Origin of the sequence: Acetobacter malorum, assembly GCF_002153605.1 — a bacterium.
Taxonomy (GTDB): Bacteria; Pseudomonadota; Alphaproteobacteria; order Acetobacterales; family Acetobacteraceae; genus Acetobacter; species Acetobacter malorum_A.
Genome location: NZ_JOPG01000017.1, coordinates 1 through 21,086, shown reverse-complemented (window position 1 = coordinate 21,086; position 21,086 = coordinate 1). Strand labels below are relative to the sequence as shown.

Below are 21,086 nucleotides of genomic sequence, written 5' to 3'. Positions count from 1 at the left end.
CCTATGACACTGGTTCTGGCTGAACGACCAAAGGAGAGGGGGGCTTCCTCCCCCTCTGCCTCCTCGGCCCCTCTCTCACCTGTTACCATGCAGTTGCTTTTAGGCCAGATTTGTCTGGACAAGGGGAAACCCGCCGAAGCCTTCAGCATGTTTGAGGTTGCATCCCGATCCGGTGATGCACGTGCGCTGAACATGCTGGGCCGCGCCTACGAGCGTGGCTGGGGTGTCCCGCGTAACCCGGTGGCAGCCAGCGCCTATTTTACACAGGCTGCCGCCGATGGAGATGGATGGGCTATGTTTAACCTCGCCGACCTGTATCTGGCTGGCGAAGGTGTGCCTCAGGACATCAGAAAAGCGTACGCTCTTTATATTTCTTCCGCACAAAACGGTGTTTCAAAAGCGTTCAACATGCTGGGCTTGATTGCGGAAAGCGGTCGCCTCCCTGAGCTGGAGCCGGAAAAGGCGCAGGATTTCTTTCTTGCTGCCGCAGAATGCGGGGACTGCTGGGGCTACCTTAACCTGGCCCGCAACGATTTGTCTTCCGGTCGTCCCGAACCTGCCATAAAGTGGTTTTCCCGCGCGCTGGAAGAGGGATTTTGCGATGTGTTCAAAGCTCTTGAAACCATATTGCAGGGTCAGACAGACCCGCGCCTGCGTGCCATTGCAGAACAAGCCGGCCAGCGCTGGCGGGTTGCCTCTGCGCGCTGATACAGCCTTGCCCCTCTAACCGCGTATATGCCCCCACAGGATGACGTTTTCCATGAATCTGGTTATTAGGAAATATTCGACCCCGTTGATTACGGGCCTGTTTCTTGTTTCCGCCATTTCCGGCACGGCACTGTTTTTCCACTGGCAGTCCGGCTGGTTCCATTCCATGCATATCTGGCTGAGCATGGTGCTTCTGGTGCCATTCTTTTTGCATCTGTGGCGCAACTGGGCTCAGTTTTTGCTGTATTTCCGCAATAAATCGATGCTGGCCGCCTGCCTGCTTTCTTTTGTGGCCGCGGGCGGATTTATGCTGACCTCCGGGCACAGAGGCGGTAATCCGGCCATGCGCGTCTTCCCTGTGCTGACAAAGGCTCCGCTGACGGATCTGGCCCCTCTGCTGCATCGCTCACCGGATGATCTGGTTGAACGCCTGACCCACTCTGGCTACACAGTTCATGCCACGACCGACACACTGGACCAGATTGCCGCGGCCAGCGGGCAGCAGGCCTCTGCCATTCTGCTCAGTTTGCTGCCGCAACAGGGTGGTGGTGGTGAACATCGCCACGGCAACAGACAACCTTCCTGAACGGACCCCGCCCTCATGCTTGTTCATATCCCCAATGTTCTGACACCAGAAGAAGTGTCCTATTGCCGTGCCACACTGGAGAAATCCGAATGGGTCGATGGCAAGGTGACGGCGGGGGACCAGTCCGCCAAGGCGAAATTCAACCTTCAGATCCCCCAGGACAGTGCGGAAGGGCGGGAACTGGGCGAGATCATTCTCCGCGCCCTTGGCCGCAATCCCACCTTTAACAGCGCGGCCCTTCCGTTGCGTGTCTTCCCGCCGCTTTTCAACCGGTATGATGAGGGCATGCGCTTTCACGCTCATGTGGACAACGCTATCCGCCCTGTGCCGGGCACCGGCTTTCGGATGCGGACGGATGTCTCCTCCACGCTCTTTCTGAGCGAACTGGACGAGTATGACGGCGGCGAGCTGATGATTCAGGATACGTTTGGCGTGCAGAGCGTCCGCTTTCCCGCCGGGGATATGGTGCTCTACCCCTCCAGCAGCCTGCATAGCGTCAGTGCGGTTACACGCGGCTCACGCTGGGCCTCATTCTTCTGGTCCCAGTCTATGGTGCCGGATGATACACAGCGCACACTGCTCTACCAGTTCGACCTGTCTATTATAGAAACCCGCAAATTTCTGCCCGATGACAGCGCCGCCGTGCTGGGGCTGACCTCCACCTATCACAACCTGTTGAGGCAGTGGGCACAACTCTGACACGCCCCGGTCCCATCCGGCCCCTGACAATCGGATTTATGGCTTTATCTGTCTGATTTATCAGGGGCCGGTTTTGCAGTGCTATTCTGCTTTTTCACCCCTGCTCTCCCTTGCCAGATGAAGCGATCTGCCTATGGTCTGATACACCTGCTTTTTCAGGCAGGCGCCATAAGCAGGGAGTTTCAATCCATTGGTCACGCCGCAGCCCGTTGATACAACACTGACTCAGGCCGCTGTTTTCCTCGTCCTGACGCTGAACGAGGATGAGTCCGTTAATCCGCAGGTGGTGGACCTGCTCGCAGATCTCTCCTCCCTCGTGCGCGGGGTGGGCTTCCGTATTCCCGATGGTCGGCTGAGCTGCATTACCGGCATTGGTTCCCACGCGTGGGACCGCCTGTTTGGCCAGCCGCGCCCCAAAGAGCTGCACCCGTTTCAGGAAATCAATGGCGTGCATCACGCCCCCTCCACACCGGGCGATTTCCTCTTCCATATCCGCGCCACCCGCATGGACCTGTGCTTTGAGCTGGCCGCGGCCATTGTCTCCCGGCTGGAAGGGGCCGCCGTGGTGATTGATGAGGTGCATGGGTTCAAATATTTCGACTCCCGTGATCTGCTGGGCTTTGTGGACGGCACGGAAAATCCGGAAGGTCAGGCCGCTAAAGTTGCAACCCTGATTGGTGATGAAGACCCGGCCTTTGCAGGCGGCAGCTATGTGATTGTGCAGAAATACCTGCATAACCTGAAGAAATGGGACGCTATTCCCACAGAAATTCAGGAACATATCATTGGCCGCAAGAAGGTTTCTGATATTGAGCTACAGGATGCAGCCAAGCCCAGCTACGCGCATAATGTGCTGACCAATATTGAAGAAAACGGCCAGCAGCTTCAGATCGTGCGTGACAACATGCCGTTTGGTGAAGTGGGCAAAGGCGAGTTTGGCACCTATTTTATCGGCTATTCCTGTTCCCCTGCCCGCACGGAACAAATGCTGCAAAACATGTTTGTTGGGAAACCTGCCGGGAATTACGACAGGCTTCTGGATGTCAGCACTGCTGTCACCGGAACGCTGTTTTTTATCCCGACGTCAGACTTCCTTGATGACGCTGCCGATATGGCTGCCGACGCAGCGGAACCCGCCTCCTCCGCACCGGCGGACACGCAAACGCCCGAAGCCGCCCCGCAGGATGGCTCTCTTGGCATTGGATCCTTGAAGTAAGGAAACGTTACGATGAATAATCTGCATAAGCATCTGGCTCCTGTCTCCAGCGCCGCCTGGGCGGAAATCGAGGAAGAAGCCGCCCGCACCATCCGCCGCAATCTGGCGGGGCGTCGCGTGGTGGATACGTCTGAACCCAAAGGCACCGCTTTTGCGGGCGTTGGCACAGGCCGCGCCTCTGCCCTTGTTACGCCGGAGGATGGTATTCGCGCGGTCAAGCGTGAAGTCCTGCCGCCGGTAGAAGTGCGCGTGCCCTTTACGCTCTCCCGCGAGGAAATTGACGCCGTGGAACGCGGCGCTCTGGATGCAGACTGGCAGCCGGTGAAAGATGCTGCCCGGAAAATTGCCTTCTTTGAAGATCGTGCCATTTTCAACGGCTATGACGCCGCAGGCATGGCGGGCATCCGGGAACGCAGCTCCAACGCCCACATCAAACTACCCAGCTCAGCCAAGAACTATCCCGGCGTCGTGGCCGATGCCCTGAACAGTCTGCGCCTTGCCGGTGTAAACGGCCCGTATTCCCTGGTGCTGGGCGCACAGGCCTATCAGGCCGTGACGGGCGGCGGGGATGACGGCTACCCGATCATTAAGCACATTGAGACCATGATTGCCGGCAAGATCATCTGGGCTCCGGCCATTGAGGGCGCTTTCCTTGTCTCCACGCGCGGGGGTGATCTGGCGCTGGATATCGGGCAGGATTTCTCCATCGGCTATCTGAGCCACACGGCCACCACCGTGGAACTCTACCTGCAGGAAAGCTTCCTGTTCCGGGTTCTGACGGATGAAGCCACAGTCGTTATCGACTAAAAACTGTTTCGCCGTAGCCCCCTCTGCAAGGGGGGGAGGCTACGGGCAACAGGCGGGGCGCAATGCCTCCGCCGCCAATACCCGGCGTATGCTTTACCGCCCCATATGCGGATCTGTGCGGCTGGGTTTTCCATTTTCCATATGTCCGGCAAATTGCATGAGCAGAGTGCCGTCATGCGCATCATACACAGCCAGATCATACCAGTTGTCAGATGCAGCAAGCAGCCATGATGTTGCAGTCTCTGCATCTGGTGGCACAGTGACGGTATGCCGCACGTGAGTATAACCGTCTTCAATCCGCAGCATCCGGGGAGCCTGCCCCGCATGGCGCAGGGACAGAAAGATGTTGCTTTGGGCAGGATCGTAACGAAGACGACACTCCGGCAAGTCCTGACCATAAAACGCCCGGAAGAACCCATTCGGCCCATGAACTGTTAAGGACTGCCCCGCTTTGGCCTCCACAGGCACAGACAGACTCTGGCCTGCTGCAAGGGTATAATGGCGAGCTGTATAACCATCCCTGATGCGCAACACAGCACCTTGCGTGCCCTCATTCGCAAGCTCCAGCGCTCCATGAGACAGCCTGTTAGCATGCAGCACATAGGGCAGAGCGCGGGCTGGACGCTGCCCGGCTTCCTGCTTAGGCATGGTTTGCCGGGCAGGCACAACCGGTTTGGGCAAGGCGCAGGATTTGCGTGTGTCTGCCAGATAGGTATCCGTGCGCGGCAGGGATGCTTCCCACTGGCGGTTAGTCTGAGCAAAGTCGAAAAGTGACGTCATGTCCCCACACACGCTGCGTCGCCACGGTGTAATGTTGGGGCATGACACGCCAAAGCGTGTTTCCAGAAAACGCAAAACGGACGTGTGGTCGAACACCTGTGAATTGACCCACCCGCCCTTGGTCCACGGGGAAATAACCAGAGCAGGCACGCGAGGACCTAGGCCGACGGGCTGGCCATAATAACTTTCCCCATCTGTTGAGACCGTGCAGGCCCCCTGTTGCGCATTGAGTGCCGGAACAGGAGGGGGCACATGGTCAAAAAAGCCGTCATTTTCATCATAATTGAGAATAAAGACTGTTTTGGCCCACACATCCGGATGGCGGACAAACACATCCATCAGTTGAGAAATCAGATATTCCCCGTAGCCCGGCGGCGCGTTGGGATGTTCACTCAGGGCGGTGGGCGGCACGATCCATGAGACCTGCGGCAGTGTGCCTTGCGCCACATCGCGCTCAAACGCGGCAATCAGGTAGCGGCCTTCTGTATCCTGCATATCCGCAGGGCCAGAGCCGTCTACAATGCTGCGCGCCCCGCGATACGCCCATGTGTCCTTCCCGATGGTGCGGAACGCTGCAAAAGACGCCAGAGGGTTATCACCAAAATTATCGTATTCCTGATACACTTTCCAGGATACGCCTGCCTCCTGAAGTTTTTCAGGATAGGTCGTCCAGTCAAAGGGTTTAAAATCGGCCCGGTCATGCGCCATGTCGGCAGACCAGTTGCCATCATCAACATTCTCTACGGCCTGCTTGCCGGCATTGCCCACGGCCAGCCCGTTGGTGCCGGTGAAGAAATAGAGGCGGTTGGGGTTTGTCGGGCCGAAAATAGACGCGTGATAGGCATCACAAATCGTAAACGCATCGGCCAAAGCGTAGTAATAAGGGATTTCCTTACGGGTGAAATGCCCCATCGTCATGGGCGTTTTATGCGGAACCCATGTATCCCAGTTGTTCCACTCCGCCTGAGTGTTTTTCCAGCTATGGTCCAGACTGGCCAGACAGGCGCTGGACGTGTGTGCGGTGTTAAACAGGAATGGCAGCACATGGCCGCCTTTTCCATCAGGCTGCGCGAAAATGCTTTTTCCATCAGACTGTTTTTCTGCACGCGGATCTCCATACCCGCGCACGCCCTGCAAACAGCCGAAATAATGATCAAACGAGCGGTTCTCCTGCATCAGGATAACCACATGCTCCACATCCTGAATGGTGCCGGTTACCGCATTGGGCGCAACGGCGAGCGCCCGTTTGAGGTTTTCCGGCAGGGCGGCCCCCGCTGTTGCAGCCGCACCAAACTTTAGAAACTGGCGACGATTAGGGGCACGAAGCATGGAATTATCCGTCACAGAAGACATAAAGCAGAACGTAAAAAACAGTTTTAGAAATGCTTACGCACGGTAAAGAACACCATCCGCGGGGAACCTGCCTGAAGCGTTTGCAGGCTGCCGGTCGGATCGGTCGGGCGGAAGCCCGCACTCCCTACTGTGGCCACATAGCGTTTATTAAACAGGTTGGTCACGTTAATCTGCATATCCAGACCACGTAGCGCCCAGTTCTGGCTATGGAAGCGATAACCCACGTTCAGGTTAAAGATATCGTTCGGTTTGATCCACTGGTCATTCGTATAGGTATATGTCCGGCGGCCCTGATACTGCATGCCGAAATTACCCCAGATTGACCCATCATCATAACTGATCTGAACGTTTGCCAGATTACGCGGCATGGCCACCACGCTCTTACCGCGTGTGTTGTAGGTAACGCCACCCGTTGTCAGATCATCATTATAGGTCGACTGATTGTAGGCGTAAGACACATACAGGGACCAGTTATCAGTAAAGTGATAGTTGAATGCGGCATCAATACCACGGGCTGTTACACCACCACCATTGACCAGAATGCTGGGAATACCCTGCACGTTGTTGGTTGCGTTGGGTGTAATGGAAAGAAGCCGGTTTTCAAATTCGATGTAATAGCCGGTCAGAGATGCCTGAATACGACGATTATGGAAGCGATAACCGATTTCCTCACTATAGGACATTTCCGGGCGCAGAGAATTTTTCGTCGCGGCATAGGCCGCACTTGTCATGGCGAACGGGCTGGTAGCACCAGTGGAGGAGTTATCAAAAGCCGCCATGTTTCTTGCAAAATCTGCAAAAATTTCATTATGGCGATTGATACGATAGTTAGCGCCAATCTGCGGCAGGAAGCCATTGGCTGAGGTAATAGAACCGCCGGCATAAGTGTTAGTGGGCACCGGCACGCCCATCTCGTTCCCTTCCAGCTGCCGACCACGGTTATCCACCACCAGCGATTTAAAGCCGTAATTCAGCTTCAGCGCCGGGGTAATCTGCCAGGTATCCTGCAAATGGAACTGATAGGTTTTGGTATTGAACGCACTCTGCCACTGGGTTGCGAAGGAATTACCCCGGAACCAGTGAACGGAACTGCCCGTATACCCGCTTTCGCTCAGCGGATAGAAGCGACGTGCCTGTTCAAAATCGTTATTTTCAAACCAGAAACCACCCTCAATGGTGTGGTGTCCAATTTCGTAAGACAGGCTACCAATAAAGCCTTCACGATGAATATCGTATTCCGTTGTACGGACGGAAAGCGGAGAGCCACCAAGCGCCTCCGGGGTTGGCGTATAGGGGGTAGCGTAAATCCCTTCCCCTGTATTGGTATGGCCGTAGACGGTTGCAGAACCTTTCAGGCGGTCAGTCAGACGGAAATCCAGCTTGCCATACCCCAGCACGTCCTCACGCAGACCGGCAGAGTTGTAGTAGGACTGATCCTGATCCTTAATCCCAGCCGGAAAAGCCGTGCCATTCTGATAAGCGCGGGCAATATCTTTCGCCAGACCATAGTTATTGGTAATATTATCGAGCTTATAACCGATTGTGCGGATCTGCTCTTTTGAAATATCCTGATAATCATTTTCGGCGCGCTGGCTGTAATCTCCAAACAGCGTCAGCTTGACCTTATCACCCAGCGGCTGCACGAATTTGGCGTTGGCCTGCTGCTGCTGCTGAATGCCCTTGCCTTTCCACTTGTTGGCATCCTGATAATCATAGGACACATACAGGCGGCCACCACCGGGCAGCGTGCCGCTATTAACGCGGGCAAACGTACGCCATGTGCCGTAGGAACCACCCGTGGCAGCCACATCCGCACCAAACTTTTCAGTCGGGTCAATAGACGTGAATTCAAGCGCGCCACCAAGGTCATTGGAGGCAGCAACCCCGACGGAACCTGCCCCCTGTGCCAGTGTCGCCGTTCCGTTATTTTCTGTTTGCAGGGCACGGCCAATGGAAAGGCCATTATCGTTCCCATAGGCCAGATTGCCCAAAGGAATACCATCCATGGTAAAGCCGAGGCGGCTTTGATCAAACCCACGAATAATGATCTGCTGGGACCATTCATAAGACCCCAGCGCATCTGATGACGTAAACATGACGCCCGGCAGTTTCGACAAGGTCTTCAGGGGGCTGGTACCGGGAACCACCTGTTGCAGAGCCATGTGGGAGAGCTTTTGCGTCTCACGCGCAGCGCCAGCACCCATGACGACGATGGACTCAGCCTTATCATCCTGCGTGGATGTTGCTTTTACCGTTTTGGGAGCCGCCGCCGTTTTGTTTTTGGCTGCGGGTTTAGGGCTTGCCTGTTCTACCTTTCCGGGCTGGGTGGCGGCTGAAACAGTTTCAGCCTTGGCATAATGAAACAGTAAAGAACTCATACATGTTGTCAGAAGCAGCAGTTTATTCTGTTTCATACAGCGCGATCCCTCATACCGAGGCTCCCAATAGGGGGTTAGATAACGCTGCGCAGACTATCGTCTTGTTCTGCCATGTGTGTTGTGATTTTATTACGTTAAAGTGACAGTTTAATGTCACATTCCCCCGATCAAATCTTGTTCAAATATGAGACAAAATGAGCGTGAAGGAGGGTGGCCGGAACGCAGAACCCAGCCTGACCGAAAAATGTTAAATGCAATAATATTAAAAAGTTTTTTAAACTCTGTTTTACATCTTTGACTCTATTTCAGAAAATATGCATAGGCCTGATGAGACAGCGTGTTCAGCACCCTGATGCCCGCCTGTTCATCCGGCAAGCCAGATGTCAGCACGACCAGAATATAGCGTTTGCCATCCGGTAGCGTGACAAGAGCGGCGTCATTCCGCACACCCTGAACCCAGCCGGTCTTATGCGCCACGGGTGTCCCTGCGGGCAGACCGGGGGGAATGATGTCATTAAATTTTTGCCCCAGCATAATCTGGATCATGCTCTGGCTTTGCGTCTTCCCGACAATCTGGCCGTTATCCAGCTTTTGCAAAAATGCGCCCAATCCGCGTGCTGAAACCCGATTACGAATACCCTGATCGTTTGCATCAAAATCCTCAATCATACGGCCGAAGACAACACCGTTGAGGCCCTGCGCTTTTACAATCGCACGAATTGGCAGCACGCCCAGCTTTTCAATCATCAGGTTGGTCGCCAGATTACTGCTATACTGGATCATCACCCGCAGGAGTTCTGAAACAAGCACTGCCTTGCCTGCCTGCGCGTAAAGAGGGTCATAAGAATCCTCTTTCTGCTCGAGCGCAAAGCTGCCCTTCCCCACCAGAGAATGAAAATGGTTGTGAACCGTAAGAGTATCTTCTGGATGCAGGGTGCCTTTTGTAAAGGCATCATAGGCTGCATCAAGCACAAACAGTTTGATAGTGCTGGCAGCGTTAATCAGATCATCACAGTTCAGGCACACATCAGGCGGCTGCCCGCTCCGGGCGGCATAAACAGCAAAATGGCCGGGCTGGTTTTTGACAGTTTCCGCCATGATCTGGGCCAGAGGTTCCCCGAAGGCGGGAGATGCCGCGCTGGCCAGAGGAGACATAAGGACCACTCCAGCTAAAAACGCTTTTACCAGAACACCTGAAATTTTCAGTGCTTTCATCAGCTTACTCCCAACCTTATCACTCATGCGTCCCCGCATACGCCGCATAGGGCGTTTCAAGGGAGCGCTGTTGCCCTTCAGGGCTTATGGGACGCCAGTGTGCGGTCAAAGAATGTATCCATCCACATATACGCCGTCAGCCAATCCTGCATGCGGAGAAAGGTGTGCCGCTCATTCGGGAAGGAATGTTCCTCATATGGCACGCCCTGTTCTGACAACATCCTTGCCAGAAGAGTCGATTGTTCAAATTCCACGTTATAATCATCATCACCATGCACAAGCAGAACCGGTGCATGCCAGTGGGCAATATCCGCCGCCGGAGAGGACTGCCACTCTACATCGTGCGCTTTCCTGTTTTCCTCGGGAGACAGACCGTATGTGTCAGGGTCAATCATATCATGTACGCCATGAAAATCAGCGCCGGCAGCAAAGACGTCACTATTGCGGGCCAGAGCGAGTGCCGTCAGGTAACCGCCCCAGCTGCCGCCCCAGATCCCGATGCGGGCGGGATCAATATCAGTTCTGGTCTTAAGATACGTGGCCGCAGCAAAAACATCCCGATACTCACTGGCTCCACCTCCGCCAGTTTCAGGAGCATTCCGGAACGCCTCGCCATAGCCCGTCCCGCTGCGGTAATTGACAGACAACACCACATAGCCTTGCGCCGCCAGAGTCTGGTTCATCGCATAGGCGTTGGAATAATAGTCCATGCCATTAAACGCAGGGAGCGTCTGGCGGTGCGGGCCTCCGTGCACAAATACCAATGCAGGACGAGGCGTTTTTGCGTCTCCCTCTGGAACAAAGAGCTGCCCGTGCACCTCCATGCCATCTGCGCTGTGGAACACAACTACCTGCGGTGTCACGAAATGCACATCTGACGGCGCTTGCGGGGAAACGAGAGAAGCACTTTCACCCTCTGCTCCCACCACCACCGGATGCGCTGTCTGTGTGACGCTGGCGGCCATCACGCCCACCTTGCCTCCGGCCACAGCAAGATCTGTTTCCATGTCCTCACTGTGTGTCAGGCGTTGCGGTGAAGATCCATCCAAAGCCTGACGCCATGCGTGCCAGACATCCACATTCCCGACATTACTTGTGTAAAAAAGAGTTTTTCTGTCCTGAGATAGCCGATAGGCTGAGACTTCCGCTTTATCCGGCGTCAGACAGGTCGGAATTCCTGTGCCCGATGCCGCCACGGTGCAAACCCGCATCCATCCGCTGCCTTCCCACGGGAAGAGCAGATGCGCATTGTCAGACCATAGTAAGCCACTCCCCTCCGGCACAGCAAACCGTGCGCCAGTCCCGGCAGGCGGGGTCCACACCACATGGTCCGTATTCGTGGACAGATCATAAACATGAAAAGACCAGAACGAGCCTTTTTCATTCTTCTTATCAGTAAGTGGTCTGTGTTCCCGCACGAACGCCACAGAGTGGCCATCCGGAGAAAATGTTGGCAGACTGTCCTGCCCAAGCGCTGGAGCCAGAACTGTCATGGTCGCCGTTTTGACGTGCCATAGTCCGATGAGCGCATGGCTCCCACGGTCCAGCGTGAAGACCAGCGACGCGCCATCCGGTGCCCATTGGAGTGATGTCAGGCTCCCCGGCACGGTCATGACTTCTTTCGCCATTTTGCCAACGGGTGCCAGAAACAAAGAGCCTTTGTGCGAGAACGCCAGCGTCATCCCATCCGGCGAGAAGGTAGGATTCCAGCCCTCCCCCATCCGCATTTGCCTGCCACCTTCCAGCACCACATTCACGCTCTGATGCGTTCCCGATGCTGAAAGATGAGGATTGGGAGACGCTGCGTCCGGAAACTCCGGGTCGCCGCCCTCCACATAGGCTAATGTCTTCCCATTAGGGGAAAGGACTACCCCCCATAAATTGGTTCCGTCATCCTGCGTGAAGTGGGTCAGGGCTTTCGGCGCGCCTGACGCATCCGCTGCCAGAATATTCCGCACCCCATTGCGCTTTTCCACCCACGCAAAGCGGCTTGCATTGCTGGCCCCGACGAGATCTGTCGCAAATGGCAGAGACAAAAGTGCCGTGATCTGGTGCCGGGCTCCGGCCTCATCAAGCAGTGCCGCGCTTGCGGGAGAAGCTGAGTATAAACCACCGGCCAGAAGGGCTGCGGCAAAGACAGAACGGATCATCATGATTATTTCCCAGCCAGAGTTGTGAAAATTTCTTCTTCTACTCTAGAGAAAGAAGAATACTGGCCGGGCCTCTCCTGATCATAATCAGGGTAACCGCCCGCCGCAAACAGATAGGCCTCTCCGTTTTTCGGATTATACCAGAAGCCGGAATGTAGCCCGTATGCATCCCCCAGATGGCCGTGTAGCCCCCCCTGATACCCGACATACGGGATGGCAGGCTTGCCATTGGTGTCTTTTGTGCCTGTCAGCGTGAACAAGCTCAGGCCATAAGCGCTTAGGGGATATGGGCAGACGCCGTTCTGGCCATTAAATGTCCATGTGGGGGTTTCCATCACCTTGATGCTTTGCGGCGCCAGAAGCCTGACGCCGTCCAGCGTGCCGCGCTGGATCATGAATTGTGCGAGACGCGTCAGCCCTTGCAGCGAAATATGAAGGCCACCTTGTGGAGAAAACATACTTCCATTGCTGCCAATTTTGTAGGACGCGAGAGCCTCTTTGCTCCAGCTTTTAAGAGGCTGGCTATCCACCGTGGCCTCGTAGCCAGAAGGAACATGCTGATAAAGCGTGGCCACACGCTCCGGATGCTCAAGCTCCGCGACGTTATAGCCCCCGTCAATCTTCAACGGGTCCAGAACATGGTGTTTCTGATAGCGGTCAAACCGCTCCCCGCTGACCCGCTCGATTATGGTCCCGACAAGTCCGTAGGCCAGATTGCAATAGGTAAAATATGTGCCGGGTGCATGACCATCATGAAACGAAAAATGATAGTCCTGACTACCAGCTTTATGGGTCTTATCAAAAAAATCCTTTACCGACTTGCCGGGTGGCAAAAAATAAACCTCACCATCCCGAAGGCTCGAAGTGTGGTTTAAAAGCATCCGCACAGTAATGGGGGTTGTCGGAAAATCAGGATTGCGCAGCGAGAAGCCAAGATACTCCGAGACGTCATGATCCAGATTCACCCTGCCCTGCTCGACCAGTTCCATAAGCCCGATGGTAGTCACCACTTTGGAAATGGACGCAATGCGGAAGAGGGTTTCTTGCTTAACCGGAACAGTTTGTGCGCCATCACGCCGCGCAAAACCGCCATAATACTGGTAAACAGGCTGACCATGTTCCAGCTTGACGGCAGCCAGCGCCGCCAGAGGCAGGCGTTCACCATGCGTCAATACGGCATCCATCTTTTTATCAGTCGGGGTTTGCGCCAGAGCGGCTGTGCTGAAAAACGCCAGAGCCAAAGCGGAACAGACTTTAAGTTTCATAGCGTTTTTCCTTTTGGATACAGGACATCATGATGTCTGGCTGCTGCCTGAACGGCGTTTGCAGAAAACGAGAGAGGCTGCATAGCCCCCTTGAGCCAGAGGTACAGGACATCCGCATAATGCCCGCTGTCCGGCGAGGCAGACTGGCCGGGGAAGTTCAGGAACAGTGAGTTGTCCCATGCTCCGACATCACACACCATCAGATAACTCGCCCCACCTGTGACAGCGTACGGATTGTAGCCCTGTGCACGCGCGGTTTCTGATAAATCCGAATTATACCAGCGCGCCATAACCGTGTAGGGGTCTCCGCCACTGCGTGCCGTTTCTCCTCCTATGGGCAGAAAGGCTTCCGCCACAGCGTTTACGGCACACAGCGGATGACGCAACTGCACGGTATGCAGCCTGCCCCACTGCCATGTAGCCGCCACCGGCCCCAGACGGTCGCGCAATTCTTCAACAGCCTGCTGAAACGCTCTGACAAGCAGAGCATCACGCTCTGCCTCTGGCGTCGTCCCCAATCGGCTATCGGGCTTTTGCAAAATATCCAGAAGAACAGACGCATTAAGCGGCTGTGGCAGAAGGACACGCAGATTTTCCGGCACCAGAGCCTGATAAAACAGGCTATTCAGCCGGGTCCACCACACCTCATACAACGCAGCGGCGGCACTTGTGGCTTCAACGCGCCCATCCCAGCGGCGCAGCAACGCGGCTTCTGCCTGTAGGGATGCAGGAACTTCCGGCAACTGTTGCACCACAGACAAGGCCAGATGAGAGAGCGTATCATGCTGCAACGCCACGCTGTCCGCTACAGTGGCATGAGGAGACGCCTGAAGAACCTCTGCAACACGGTTGTGACGATAAGGATCTTTCCATTCGTAGCTGACGCAGCGTTCCTCATACGGATAGTCTGCCGGCAGATTGAGTTCATTGGATGTGCCAAACCAGCCACGGGCGGGATTGAAGCTGTTGGGAAGTGCATCCAGCGGCTGGAGGCCTTTCCAGTCATACCGCCCATCGCCGGGCGCTGGCAGCAGACCATCATAGCCGTTGCGGCGTTCCGGCAGACCACCCGCAGCCTGCCAGCCAATATTCCCGGCCGTATCAGCATAGGTAAAATTGGTTGGGCTGGTATGGAGTTTCAGGGCTTTGCGGAAACTGTTCCAGTCGTTAGCCAGATTGATGCCGATATTGGCGAGCATACCATTCGCGCCCGGATAGAGCCATGTCGCGGAAACTGCCACTGCCCTGTTCCGTGCCGTATCAGCGGAGACAACCGGCCCCTGTGCCGCATAACGCAGAGTGACGTTTTGCGCAGGGCCACCGCGCACAGCAATGGAGATCTCTTCATGCTCCATTTCCACCCAGCGCCCGTTATGAAAATAGCGATCAGGATGGTCGGGGTGTGTGCGCAGGATGAACAGATCTTCCTGATCGATATGAAAATTAGTGCGCCCAAAAGCAAAATGTGCGTTATGGCCTTGCATCACGCCCGGCATACCCGGAGCACCGCCACCAATAACATCCAGCCCCGGCGCAGTCAGATGAATAACATGCCGTGGCCCGGGTGAACCGAAACTGAGGTGCGGGTCATTCGCCAGAATGGGCCGTCCTGCGGCTGTACGCGTGGGCGCAATGACCCATGCGTTACTGCCCTCATTAGCCCGCCGGTGATCGCCCTCACTGGGGGATGAGACCGCATGCAGACCGGAAAGGGGTGGTCCATCCTGCAACACACCAAATAGGCCCAGATCCTGCTCTGTGACAGCCTGCACATCCAGCCCGTCCGGCACCGTAAGCGTATGAGCGGGACGCAGGGGCTGGATCAGCGCATCATAAGCAAGCGCATCATGTGCCGCCAGTTGGGCGCGGCGGATCTCGGCTTTCGTGTTTCCCGTTGCTTCAGCCCGGATACGGACCAGATCCAGAACATCCCATTCAAGCGGTTTATAAGAAAAAATATTGAACTCTGCAGGGAGTTTTTCTTCGCCGCTATTGATGCGATCAAGATAGGCATTGATGCCCGCCGCATAGGCGCGGGCGCAGGCCTGCACAATGGGAGGCAGTGCTGCAAACTCTGCGTGTGCATCACCCCGGAACAAGAAAAGCCTGCTTGCCGTATCTGACTCTACACACTCAGGCCCGTAGACTTCCGCCAGTCTGCCCAGCGCCCGCCGATACTCAAAATCGAGCTGCCACAGCCTGTCCCGCGCAATTAGATAGCCGTTTGTAAAAAACGCATCCGGCACGGAAGCGGCCCGCACATGCGGCACGCCCCACTGGTCCTCCAGCACCTCGACCGGGGCGTTGAGTCCCTCCAGCCCCACCATGTGCGAGGGTGCCTTTTTCCTGGCCTGAGCGCGGGTGCCAAACCCTGCCAGACCGGCGGCAACACCCCCAAGCAGAACATGACGACGGTTGAGCAGGGAGGAGTGTCTCATTTTAAGGCTGCATCTTTTCAACAAGGTCCCGAATTGTCAGGGCGGACCCGCAGGAAAGCGTGAACCCCAACGCCCCATGCCCGACATTGAGCAGCAGGTTACGCCATTGCGTCCGCTCCACCAAAGGCACCCCTGTGGGCGTGGCGGGCCGCATCCCCGCCCATGGGATAGCGGACGCGTAAGGCCCGGCAGCGGGAAGCGTTTCCTCCGCCAGATGTTTCAATGAGGCTATGCGGCGCGGATCGGGCGAAGCATTCAGCGCGCCAATATCCACCATGGCGGCAATACGGAGCCGATCGCCCAGACGGGCATACACAACGCGGTTGTCATAATCCGTAACACTCACATCAGGCAGAACGGCGGGGTCCGCCTGCACGGTCAGGCTGTAGCCTTTCAGGCCGTAAAGAGGCAGTCTTTGACCCAAAGGCTGCATCAGCTCACGGGAGGCCAGCCCTGCCGCCAGAATCACAAGATCCGTCTGCCATACTGTCCCATTGATCCGAACCCGGCACCGGCCACCCTGATCGTCCTCCAGTGCGGCATTACCTTTTTCCATCTGAAACTCTCTGCTTTTCTGAAGGGATTTAAGAAGCGCCTGACAAAACAGGTAGCAATCCGCCACTTCATCATCGGGAGAAAAAATGCCGCCTGCCAATGTGGGTGCAAGCCCCGCAAACGCTGGTTCCACCTGCGCGCATTCCGCCGGGGTCAGAACCTGTTCCTGCTGAGGGTTACTGACAGATTTGGCCGCTTTGGAAAATTTGTGTGCGTTCCGATACACAACCAGCTTACCGGGCTTCCGCCACAAAAAGTCCGCCAGCCCGTCCTGCCGCCATTGATTCAGGGCCTGTTGCCCCTGCAGGGCAAGCTTCAAAAGCCGGGCAGCGTTGGCCTTGTTGGTTCTGGCATTACAGGCCAGCAGAAAATCCGCCAGCCACCGCCACTGCTTCCAGTCCAGCCGGAGCCTGAGAGAAATGGGAGAATCGGCCTGAAGCATCCATGAGAGTGCCTCCAGCGGGATCCCGGCGTCCGCCAGAGGACGGACATAGCGGTAGCTCAGCTGGCCGCCATTGCCAAAACTGGCCTGCTCGCCAACATGATCCTCCCGCTCCACCAGTGTCACGCTATGTCCGGCCCGGATGAGCGCGTAAGCGGTTGTCAGGCCAATAACGCCGCCACCCACTACTGTGATTGTCCGCTTTGCCGCCATAAGAACCGCCGACCCCTTATGATCATGGTAACCCGTTCAAACAGGCGCATGCCATGTTCCGGGATCTTCTCAGAAGAAAATCTAAAAAGGGATATTCGCTCATGCCATTTAAAAAATGCCTGCCCCCCTTAACCTCAGGTTAAGTCCGGGGAGTTTCCCCTCCTAGGGCACACTCTGCGGTAACCCCAGAGCCTCCCCGACCGCCGTTGCCACATCATGCCGCAGATGCACCACGCTTTGCCCACCATTAGGGTGCACACGGTTGGTCAGAATGAAAACATAGCAATCATTATCAGGATCAATCCACAGTGATGTTCCTGTGAACCCGGTATGGCCGAAGGAATGAGGCGACAACCGCTCTCCTCTTGGAGAAGCATAAGGCGAGGCAATATCCCATCCAAAACCACGCAGGCTTTTCTGCCCTGCGGGCTGCTGGGGTGTCGTCATCCTTATCAAGGCTGCACGACTGAGAGGAAACACGCTGGGGCGCCCAGCCCGTTTATCCAGCAAAGCCTGCGCATAGCGAACAACATCCTCAGCTGTGGAAAACAAGCCGGCATTGCCCGCCACGCCATTCATGCGACGGGCCGTGGGGTCATGCACCACGCCGCGCAACATCCTGCCGTGTTCATCATACTGTGTGGGGGCAATACGTGCCTGTTCGGTGGCAGGCGGAAGAAAGCCGGATTGCGTCATGCCCAGCGGGCTGAGGATGGCGTTCTGTGCGTATACATCCAGTGTCTGACTTGTCAGTTTTTCAACAAGCAGACCTAGGGCAATAAAATTAAGGTCACTATAAATAAAGCCGCTACCCGGTGCAATTTTGGGAACAGCCTGCATGATGCGGTCCGTAGCCGCTGCTTTACCCCACCAGTCCGGCATGCGAGGCAGATCGGGTTGCAGGCCGGAAAAATGCGTGAGCAGGAGCCGGACCGTAATCTGCCCTTTGCCCGCAGCCGCAAATTGCGGAAGGTAGCGAGCTACGGGGGCCTCCACATCCACCACACCTTTTTCCACAAGCTGCATGACAGCCAGCGCGGTGATCATCGGTTTGGTGAGGGACGCCATATCAAACACGGTGTCCCACGTCATGGCCTCATGCGTGGGCACGAGGCTGCGCGCGCCAAAGACGCCACGATGAATCAGCCGCCCGTGCTGGCCCACACCCCAGACCGCGCCGGGGCACTCCCCCTTGCTGATCGCCTGCTGGATCAGCACATCTGCTTTTGCAAACCTGTCAGCCTCACGCGGCGTCTGGCAAGCAGAAAGGGCCGCCTGCGCCAGAAGAAGAGAAGACCCTTTTAGAACACCCCTGCGGGAGAGAGCGGCAAACTCAACTGTCATTGAGCGGAAACTTTGAGTGGGTGCAGATCCTGTGCATCAAAGCTGAAGTCCGATCCGACCACCTGCATATGGAACCCCGTGACCTTGCCAGATGTATCCCGCTCAAACTGCACGTAGCTGTCATCCTCCGCATCCTCTGCACGGTTCTGCCACTTCGCTACAAACAAATCATGCGGCAGAGCGGACAAGGTGCCTGACAGGCCATCAGCTTTCCCAAAAGTCATGACAAGGTCATTACCTTTCAGGGAAAGGTGGATATCCCCACGCCATGCGTCGTGATAAAGACCAACATAGTCTTTCAGATCAGACACGGGGACGGAAATGAAGGGCCGCGCAGGTGACCCCGGCCCGGTGGTGGATGCTTCTTTAGCTGCTTTGTCCTGCGCTTTTTTAGTCTCATCCTGCCAGTATGCGACCCAGTCTGCACTTTTTCCGGTGGCTATGAGAGAACTCATGGTCAGAGCAATGGCCGCAGTTGCGGAGTTAGCATAATGATTGGTGAGGACAACCAGCCCGCTCTTCTTCTCTGGCAGCATGGAGACATAGCTGACCATGCCGCTGATCGTCCCTGTGTGCCACACGCGTTTCAGGCCGTAAAAATCTTCCATAAACCAGCCATAGCCGTAAGCACGGAAGTGACTTTGCGTTTTAGTGCCGCTGTCCGGCACCGGAATGAGTGCTGACGGTGCCCAAAGTGCATCACGCTGAGCAAGACTGATAATTTTCCGACCCTCTACAGTCTTGCCGCCGTTCAAAAGTGTCTGCACCCAGCGGTTCATGCCGTTCACGCTGCACCACACCCCACCTGCCGGCGCCACGGCAACCGGCTCGAGCGTAGCACGGTCCGGCAGAACACCGTCACTCCCCTGCCCTGCGGCAACATCCGTCTGCCCCTTGACCGGAAATGTGCTCTGGCATGCCGGAAGACCTGCTGCATCAATCAGATGCGTCTGAACGTAGTGTTCCCATGTCTGGCCAGAGATTTTTTCCACCAGCGCTCCGGCCACGACATACAGCAGGTTGTTATAGGCATAGTCTGCCCGAAAGCGCCCCGTGAACGGCATATAAGGCAGTGCCGCCAAAACCTCCTTACGCGTGAAGGTGCTATGGGAGAACAGCATCATATCCCCCGCTCCCAGCCCCATACCGCTATGATGGGTCAGCAGGTCACTCACACGGAATTCACGCGTAATCCACGGGTCAGAGACCTTGAATTCCGGCATGACGTCATTAACGCGATCCGTCCATTTGAGCTTGCCCTCATCCACAAGGGTTGCCAGCGCGGTGGCCGTAAATTCCTTACTGTTGGAGCCAATGGCGAAGAGGGTATTAGGGTCCACCTTCTCGCTTTTTTCATTGTCTCCTCTACGACCATAGCCTTTGGCAAAAACAATTTTTCCATCATGGATCACACCGACGGCAATACCGGGCACATCAAAAGCTTTCTGCGCCTTGCTGACAACATCATCGATCTGCTGTTCTGTCAGACCATCCGGCAAAGACGGTGTAGCCGCCTGAACAGAGGCCCCGCCTAACGCCAGCATCAGTGCAGCCAATGTGCCGCACTGCATGGCTGCGCCTGCACGCTGCTTCACTTTTGTCTGTTGCTGCCGCAGTGTAGAGAAAACCTGGGAATGGAACATGAAAACCTAAAGCCTTAGAAAGAATTTTTACAGTACACGCCACAAAGCGCCAGGAAGACGACCATACGGGGAGATCGCTTCATCCTTTCCATTGGTGGCCGCACGATCACCACGTAAATACGATATCGCAATGTTCAGAAGAAAACCGGACGCTGTCCATGTCAAAAATATCATGAACCATTAGCCAACGGTTAAGGGAGCCTAGCGCTTTCACAAGGCAGGCAGGCCAGCGAGGTCCTTCTTAATTTCTTCTTTAAGAAGAGCCAGAATATCGCGTGAAATATGGGACAATGCATAATCAGCCCGGAAGAGGACCGTGCAGGCAATCCCTAGCGGGGGTTTGAGCGGAAGCGGCTTGGGTAGACCGGGATGATGTAAGGCCGTCAGCCCATCCACAATGGCGCAACCACCACCAAGCCGGACCAGTTCAGCCGCCATATAATGTGTGCGCACCCGCACGACTGGCACGGTTGAAAGACCGGCCTCTTCCCACACCATATCCAGAAGGCGGGCGGTAGGATCATTCTCGCTCAGTCCAATGTAGCGGGCTGGATTGATCTCCTCCAGCGCGACCGGACCTGCAAGAGTATCCTGATCAATCAGCAATAATGGAACATCCGCAATATGGCTGGCGGTCAGCCCCTGCTTTTCGTAAGTCCCAAATACAATACCCAGATCAAGATCATGATTGAGAATACGTGCGACGATTTCCGGCCCGTGCAGGGTATCGATTGTCAGTTCATTTCCCGGATGGGCCGCGTGATAGCGCTGGATGACACGCGGCACCACACTTAGCCCCAGACTTGGCACACAGCCGATGCTGATGGCGTGCCCATCCCGCGCATAACGCAGATTTTCCGTTAATCTTTTGAGGTCAGAAATTTTTTCAAAAATTGTATTTACATGGGGCAGCATGATCCGGGCTTCCCGCGTGGGGACCAGCCTGCCTCCTGTGCGCTCGAACAACGCAAACCCTAAAGACTGCTCCGCATACCGCAGAACCTTGCTGGCAGCGGGCTGGGAAACATGCAGCACCTCGGCAGCACGACGCAGGGAACCTGTGGACATGATCGCGTAGAAAACTTCGATCTGACGTAAACGCATAACGAGCGCTTCACCCTTCCTGCTTTATTGTGCTGGTACAATTCTGTCATAGCAGAATGTTAAAACATCACAACAAATTTGAAGGGTACATTATTTATTGCCATACCACTTAGCGCTGCTTTTCTGAATTTTAGTATTTTGGCCACTAGGCCCCGGCTTTGGAGAGTGTTGCTGTGCCAGCCGCCGGCCT

At 55.7% G+C, this 21,086-nt stretch carries 15 protein-coding genes; 5 read left to right on the top strand and 10 right to left on the bottom strand.

Annotated elements, in window-relative coordinates:
* The first annotated feature begins 3 nt into the window (after positions 1-3).
* The 5 genes from HK23_RS07835 (at position 4) to HK23_RS07815 (ending at position 4,016) form a co-directional block, all read left to right on the top strand.
* Positions 4-708, top strand: coding sequence for a tetratricopeptide repeat protein (locus HK23_RS07835; RefSeq protein ID WP_086653536.1), 705 nt, complete (start codon positions 4-6; stop codon positions 706-708).
* 52 nt (positions 709-760) lie between these two features.
* Complete coding sequence (locus HK23_RS07830) at positions 761-1,294, top strand: hypothetical protein (protein ID WP_063908794.1); 534 nt, start codon at positions 761-763, stop codon at positions 1,292-1,294.
* 15 nt (positions 1,295-1,309) lie between these two features.
* A complete protein-coding gene (locus HK23_RS07825) occupies positions 1,310-1,993 on the top strand; it encodes a Fe2+-dependent dioxygenase (RefSeq protein WP_086653534.1) in 684 nt (227 codons plus the stop codon).
* Positions 1,994-2,183: 190 nt separating this feature from the next.
* Complete coding sequence (locus HK23_RS07820; protein ID WP_086653533.1) at positions 2,184-3,209, top strand: Dyp-type peroxidase; 1,026 nt, start codon at positions 2,184-2,186, stop codon at positions 3,207-3,209.
* A 12-nt stretch (positions 3,210-3,221) separates the two neighbouring features.
* Positions 3,222-4,016: a family 1 encapsulin nanocompartment shell protein gene (locus HK23_RS07815; protein ID WP_086653532.1), complete on the top strand. Its 795-nt coding sequence runs from the start codon at positions 3,222-3,224 to the stop codon at positions 4,014-4,016.
* Between the two features lie 93 nt (positions 4,017-4,109).
* Here HK23_RS07815 and HK23_RS07810 read toward each other — a convergent pair whose 3' ends face one another.
* The 10 genes from HK23_RS07810 to HK23_RS07765 form a co-directional block, all read right to left on the bottom strand.
* On the bottom strand, positions 4,110-6,125 hold the full coding sequence (locus HK23_RS07810; RefSeq protein WP_086653567.1) for a phosphocholine-specific phospholipase C: 2,016 nt from the start codon (positions 6,123-6,125) through the stop codon (positions 4,110-4,112).
* Between the two features lie 47 nt (positions 6,126-6,172).
* Positions 6,173-8,563: a TonB-dependent receptor gene (locus HK23_RS07805; RefSeq protein WP_256940111.1), complete on the bottom strand. Its 2,391-nt coding sequence runs from the start codon at positions 8,561-8,563 to the stop codon at positions 6,173-6,175.
* Positions 8,564-8,827: 264 nt separating this feature from the next.
* Entirely contained in the window at positions 8,828-9,682 is an 855-nt protein-coding gene (locus tag HK23_RS07800; RefSeq protein ID WP_256940110.1) for a serine hydrolase, read from the bottom strand.
* A gap of 137 nt (positions 9,683-9,819) precedes the next feature.
* The gene (locus tag HK23_RS07795) at positions 9,820-11,895 is read right to left on the bottom strand and encodes a S9 family peptidase (protein WP_086653531.1); all 2,076 of its coding nucleotides are present in this window, start codon (positions 11,893-11,895) and stop codon (positions 9,820-9,822) included.
* 2 nt (positions 11,896-11,897) lie between these two features.
* A complete protein-coding gene (locus HK23_RS07790) occupies positions 11,898-13,157 on the bottom strand; it encodes a serine hydrolase domain-containing protein (protein ID WP_086653530.1) in 1,260 nt (419 codons plus the stop codon).
* Positions 13,154-15,595 carry a penicillin acylase family protein gene (locus HK23_RS07785; RefSeq protein WP_086653529.1) on the bottom strand — a complete coding sequence of 814 codons (2,442 nt, stop codon included), beginning with the start codon at positions 15,593-15,595 and terminating at the stop codon, positions 13,154-13,156. The genes HK23_RS07790 and HK23_RS07785 overlap by 4 nt, the downstream gene beginning before the upstream one ends.
* Position 15,596: 1 nt before the next feature.
* On the bottom strand, positions 15,597-16,805 hold the full coding sequence (locus tag HK23_RS07780) for a D-amino acid dehydrogenase (RefSeq protein WP_086653528.1): 1,209 nt from the start codon (positions 16,803-16,805) through the stop codon (positions 15,597-15,599).
* A gap of 162 nt (positions 16,806-16,967) precedes the next feature.
* Positions 16,968-18,149 (bottom strand): serine hydrolase domain-containing protein, encoded by a 1,182-nt coding sequence (locus tag HK23_RS07775; RefSeq protein ID WP_086653527.1) that lies wholly within the window; start codon positions 18,147-18,149, stop codon positions 16,968-16,970.
* The gene (locus HK23_RS07770) at positions 18,146-19,792 is read right to left on the bottom strand and encodes a serine hydrolase (RefSeq protein ID WP_086653526.1); all 1,647 of its coding nucleotides are present in this window, start codon (positions 19,790-19,792) and stop codon (positions 18,146-18,148) included. Before HK23_RS07770 ends, HK23_RS07775 begins: the two co-directional genes overlap by 4 nt.
* Before the next feature lie 210 nt (positions 19,793-20,002).
* The gene (locus HK23_RS07765) at positions 20,003-20,896 is read right to left on the bottom strand and encodes a LysR family transcriptional regulator (RefSeq protein ID WP_086653525.1); all 894 of its coding nucleotides are present in this window, start codon (positions 20,894-20,896) and stop codon (positions 20,003-20,005) included.
* Positions 20,897-21,086 lie beyond the last annotated feature (190 nt).

Bases quoted from the DNA above. Each gene is read 5' to 3' on its own strand.
- HK23_RS07835 (WP_086653536.1), top strand. From the start codon at position 4: ATGACACTGGTTCTGGCTGAACGACCAAAGGAGAGGGGGGCTTCCTCC.
- HK23_RS07830 (WP_063908794.1), top strand. From the start codon at position 761: ATGAATCTGGTTATTAGGAAATATTCGACCCCGTTGATTACGGGCCTG.
- HK23_RS07825 (WP_086653534.1), top strand. From the start codon at position 1,310: ATGCTTGTTCATATCCCCAATGTTCTGACACCAGAAGAAGTGTCCTAT.
- HK23_RS07815 (WP_086653532.1), top strand. From the start codon at position 3,222: ATGAATAATCTGCATAAGCATCTGGCTCCTGTCTCCAGCGCCGCCTGG.
- HK23_RS07810 (WP_086653567.1), bottom strand. From the start codon at position 6,125: ATGCTTCGTGCCCCTAATCGTCGCCAGTTTCTAAAGTTTGGTGCGGCT.
- HK23_RS07805 (WP_256940111.1), bottom strand. From the start codon at position 8,563: ATGAAACAGAATAAACTGCTGCTTCTGACAACATGTATGAGTTCTTTA.
- HK23_RS07800 (WP_256940110.1), bottom strand. From the start codon at position 9,682: ATGTCTCCTCTGGCCAGCGCGGCATCTCCCGCCTTCGGGGAACCTCTG.
- HK23_RS07795 (WP_086653531.1), bottom strand. From the start codon at position 11,895: ATGATGATCCGTTCTGTCTTTGCCGCAGCCCTTCTGGCCGGTGGTTTA.
- HK23_RS07790 (WP_086653530.1), bottom strand. From the start codon at position 13,157: ATGAAACTTAAAGTCTGTTCCGCTTTGGCTCTGGCGTTTTTCAGCACA.
- HK23_RS07785 (WP_086653529.1), bottom strand. From the start codon at position 15,595: ATGAGACACTCCTCCCTGCTCAACCGTCGTCATGTTCTGCTTGGGGGT.
- HK23_RS07780 (WP_086653528.1), bottom strand. From the start codon at position 16,805: ATGGCGGCAAAGCGGACAATCACAGTAGTGGGTGGCGGCGTTATTGGC.
- HK23_RS07775 (WP_086653527.1), bottom strand. From the start codon at position 18,149: ATGACAGTTGAGTTTGCCGCTCTCTCCCGCAGGGGTGTTCTAAAAGGG.
- HK23_RS07770 (WP_086653526.1), bottom strand. From the start codon at position 19,792: ATGTTCCATTCCCAGGTTTTCTCTACACTGCGGCAGCAACAGACAAAA.
- HK23_RS07765 (WP_086653525.1), bottom strand. From the start codon at position 20,896: ATGCGTTTACGTCAGATCGAAGTTTTCTACGCGATCATGTCCACAGGT.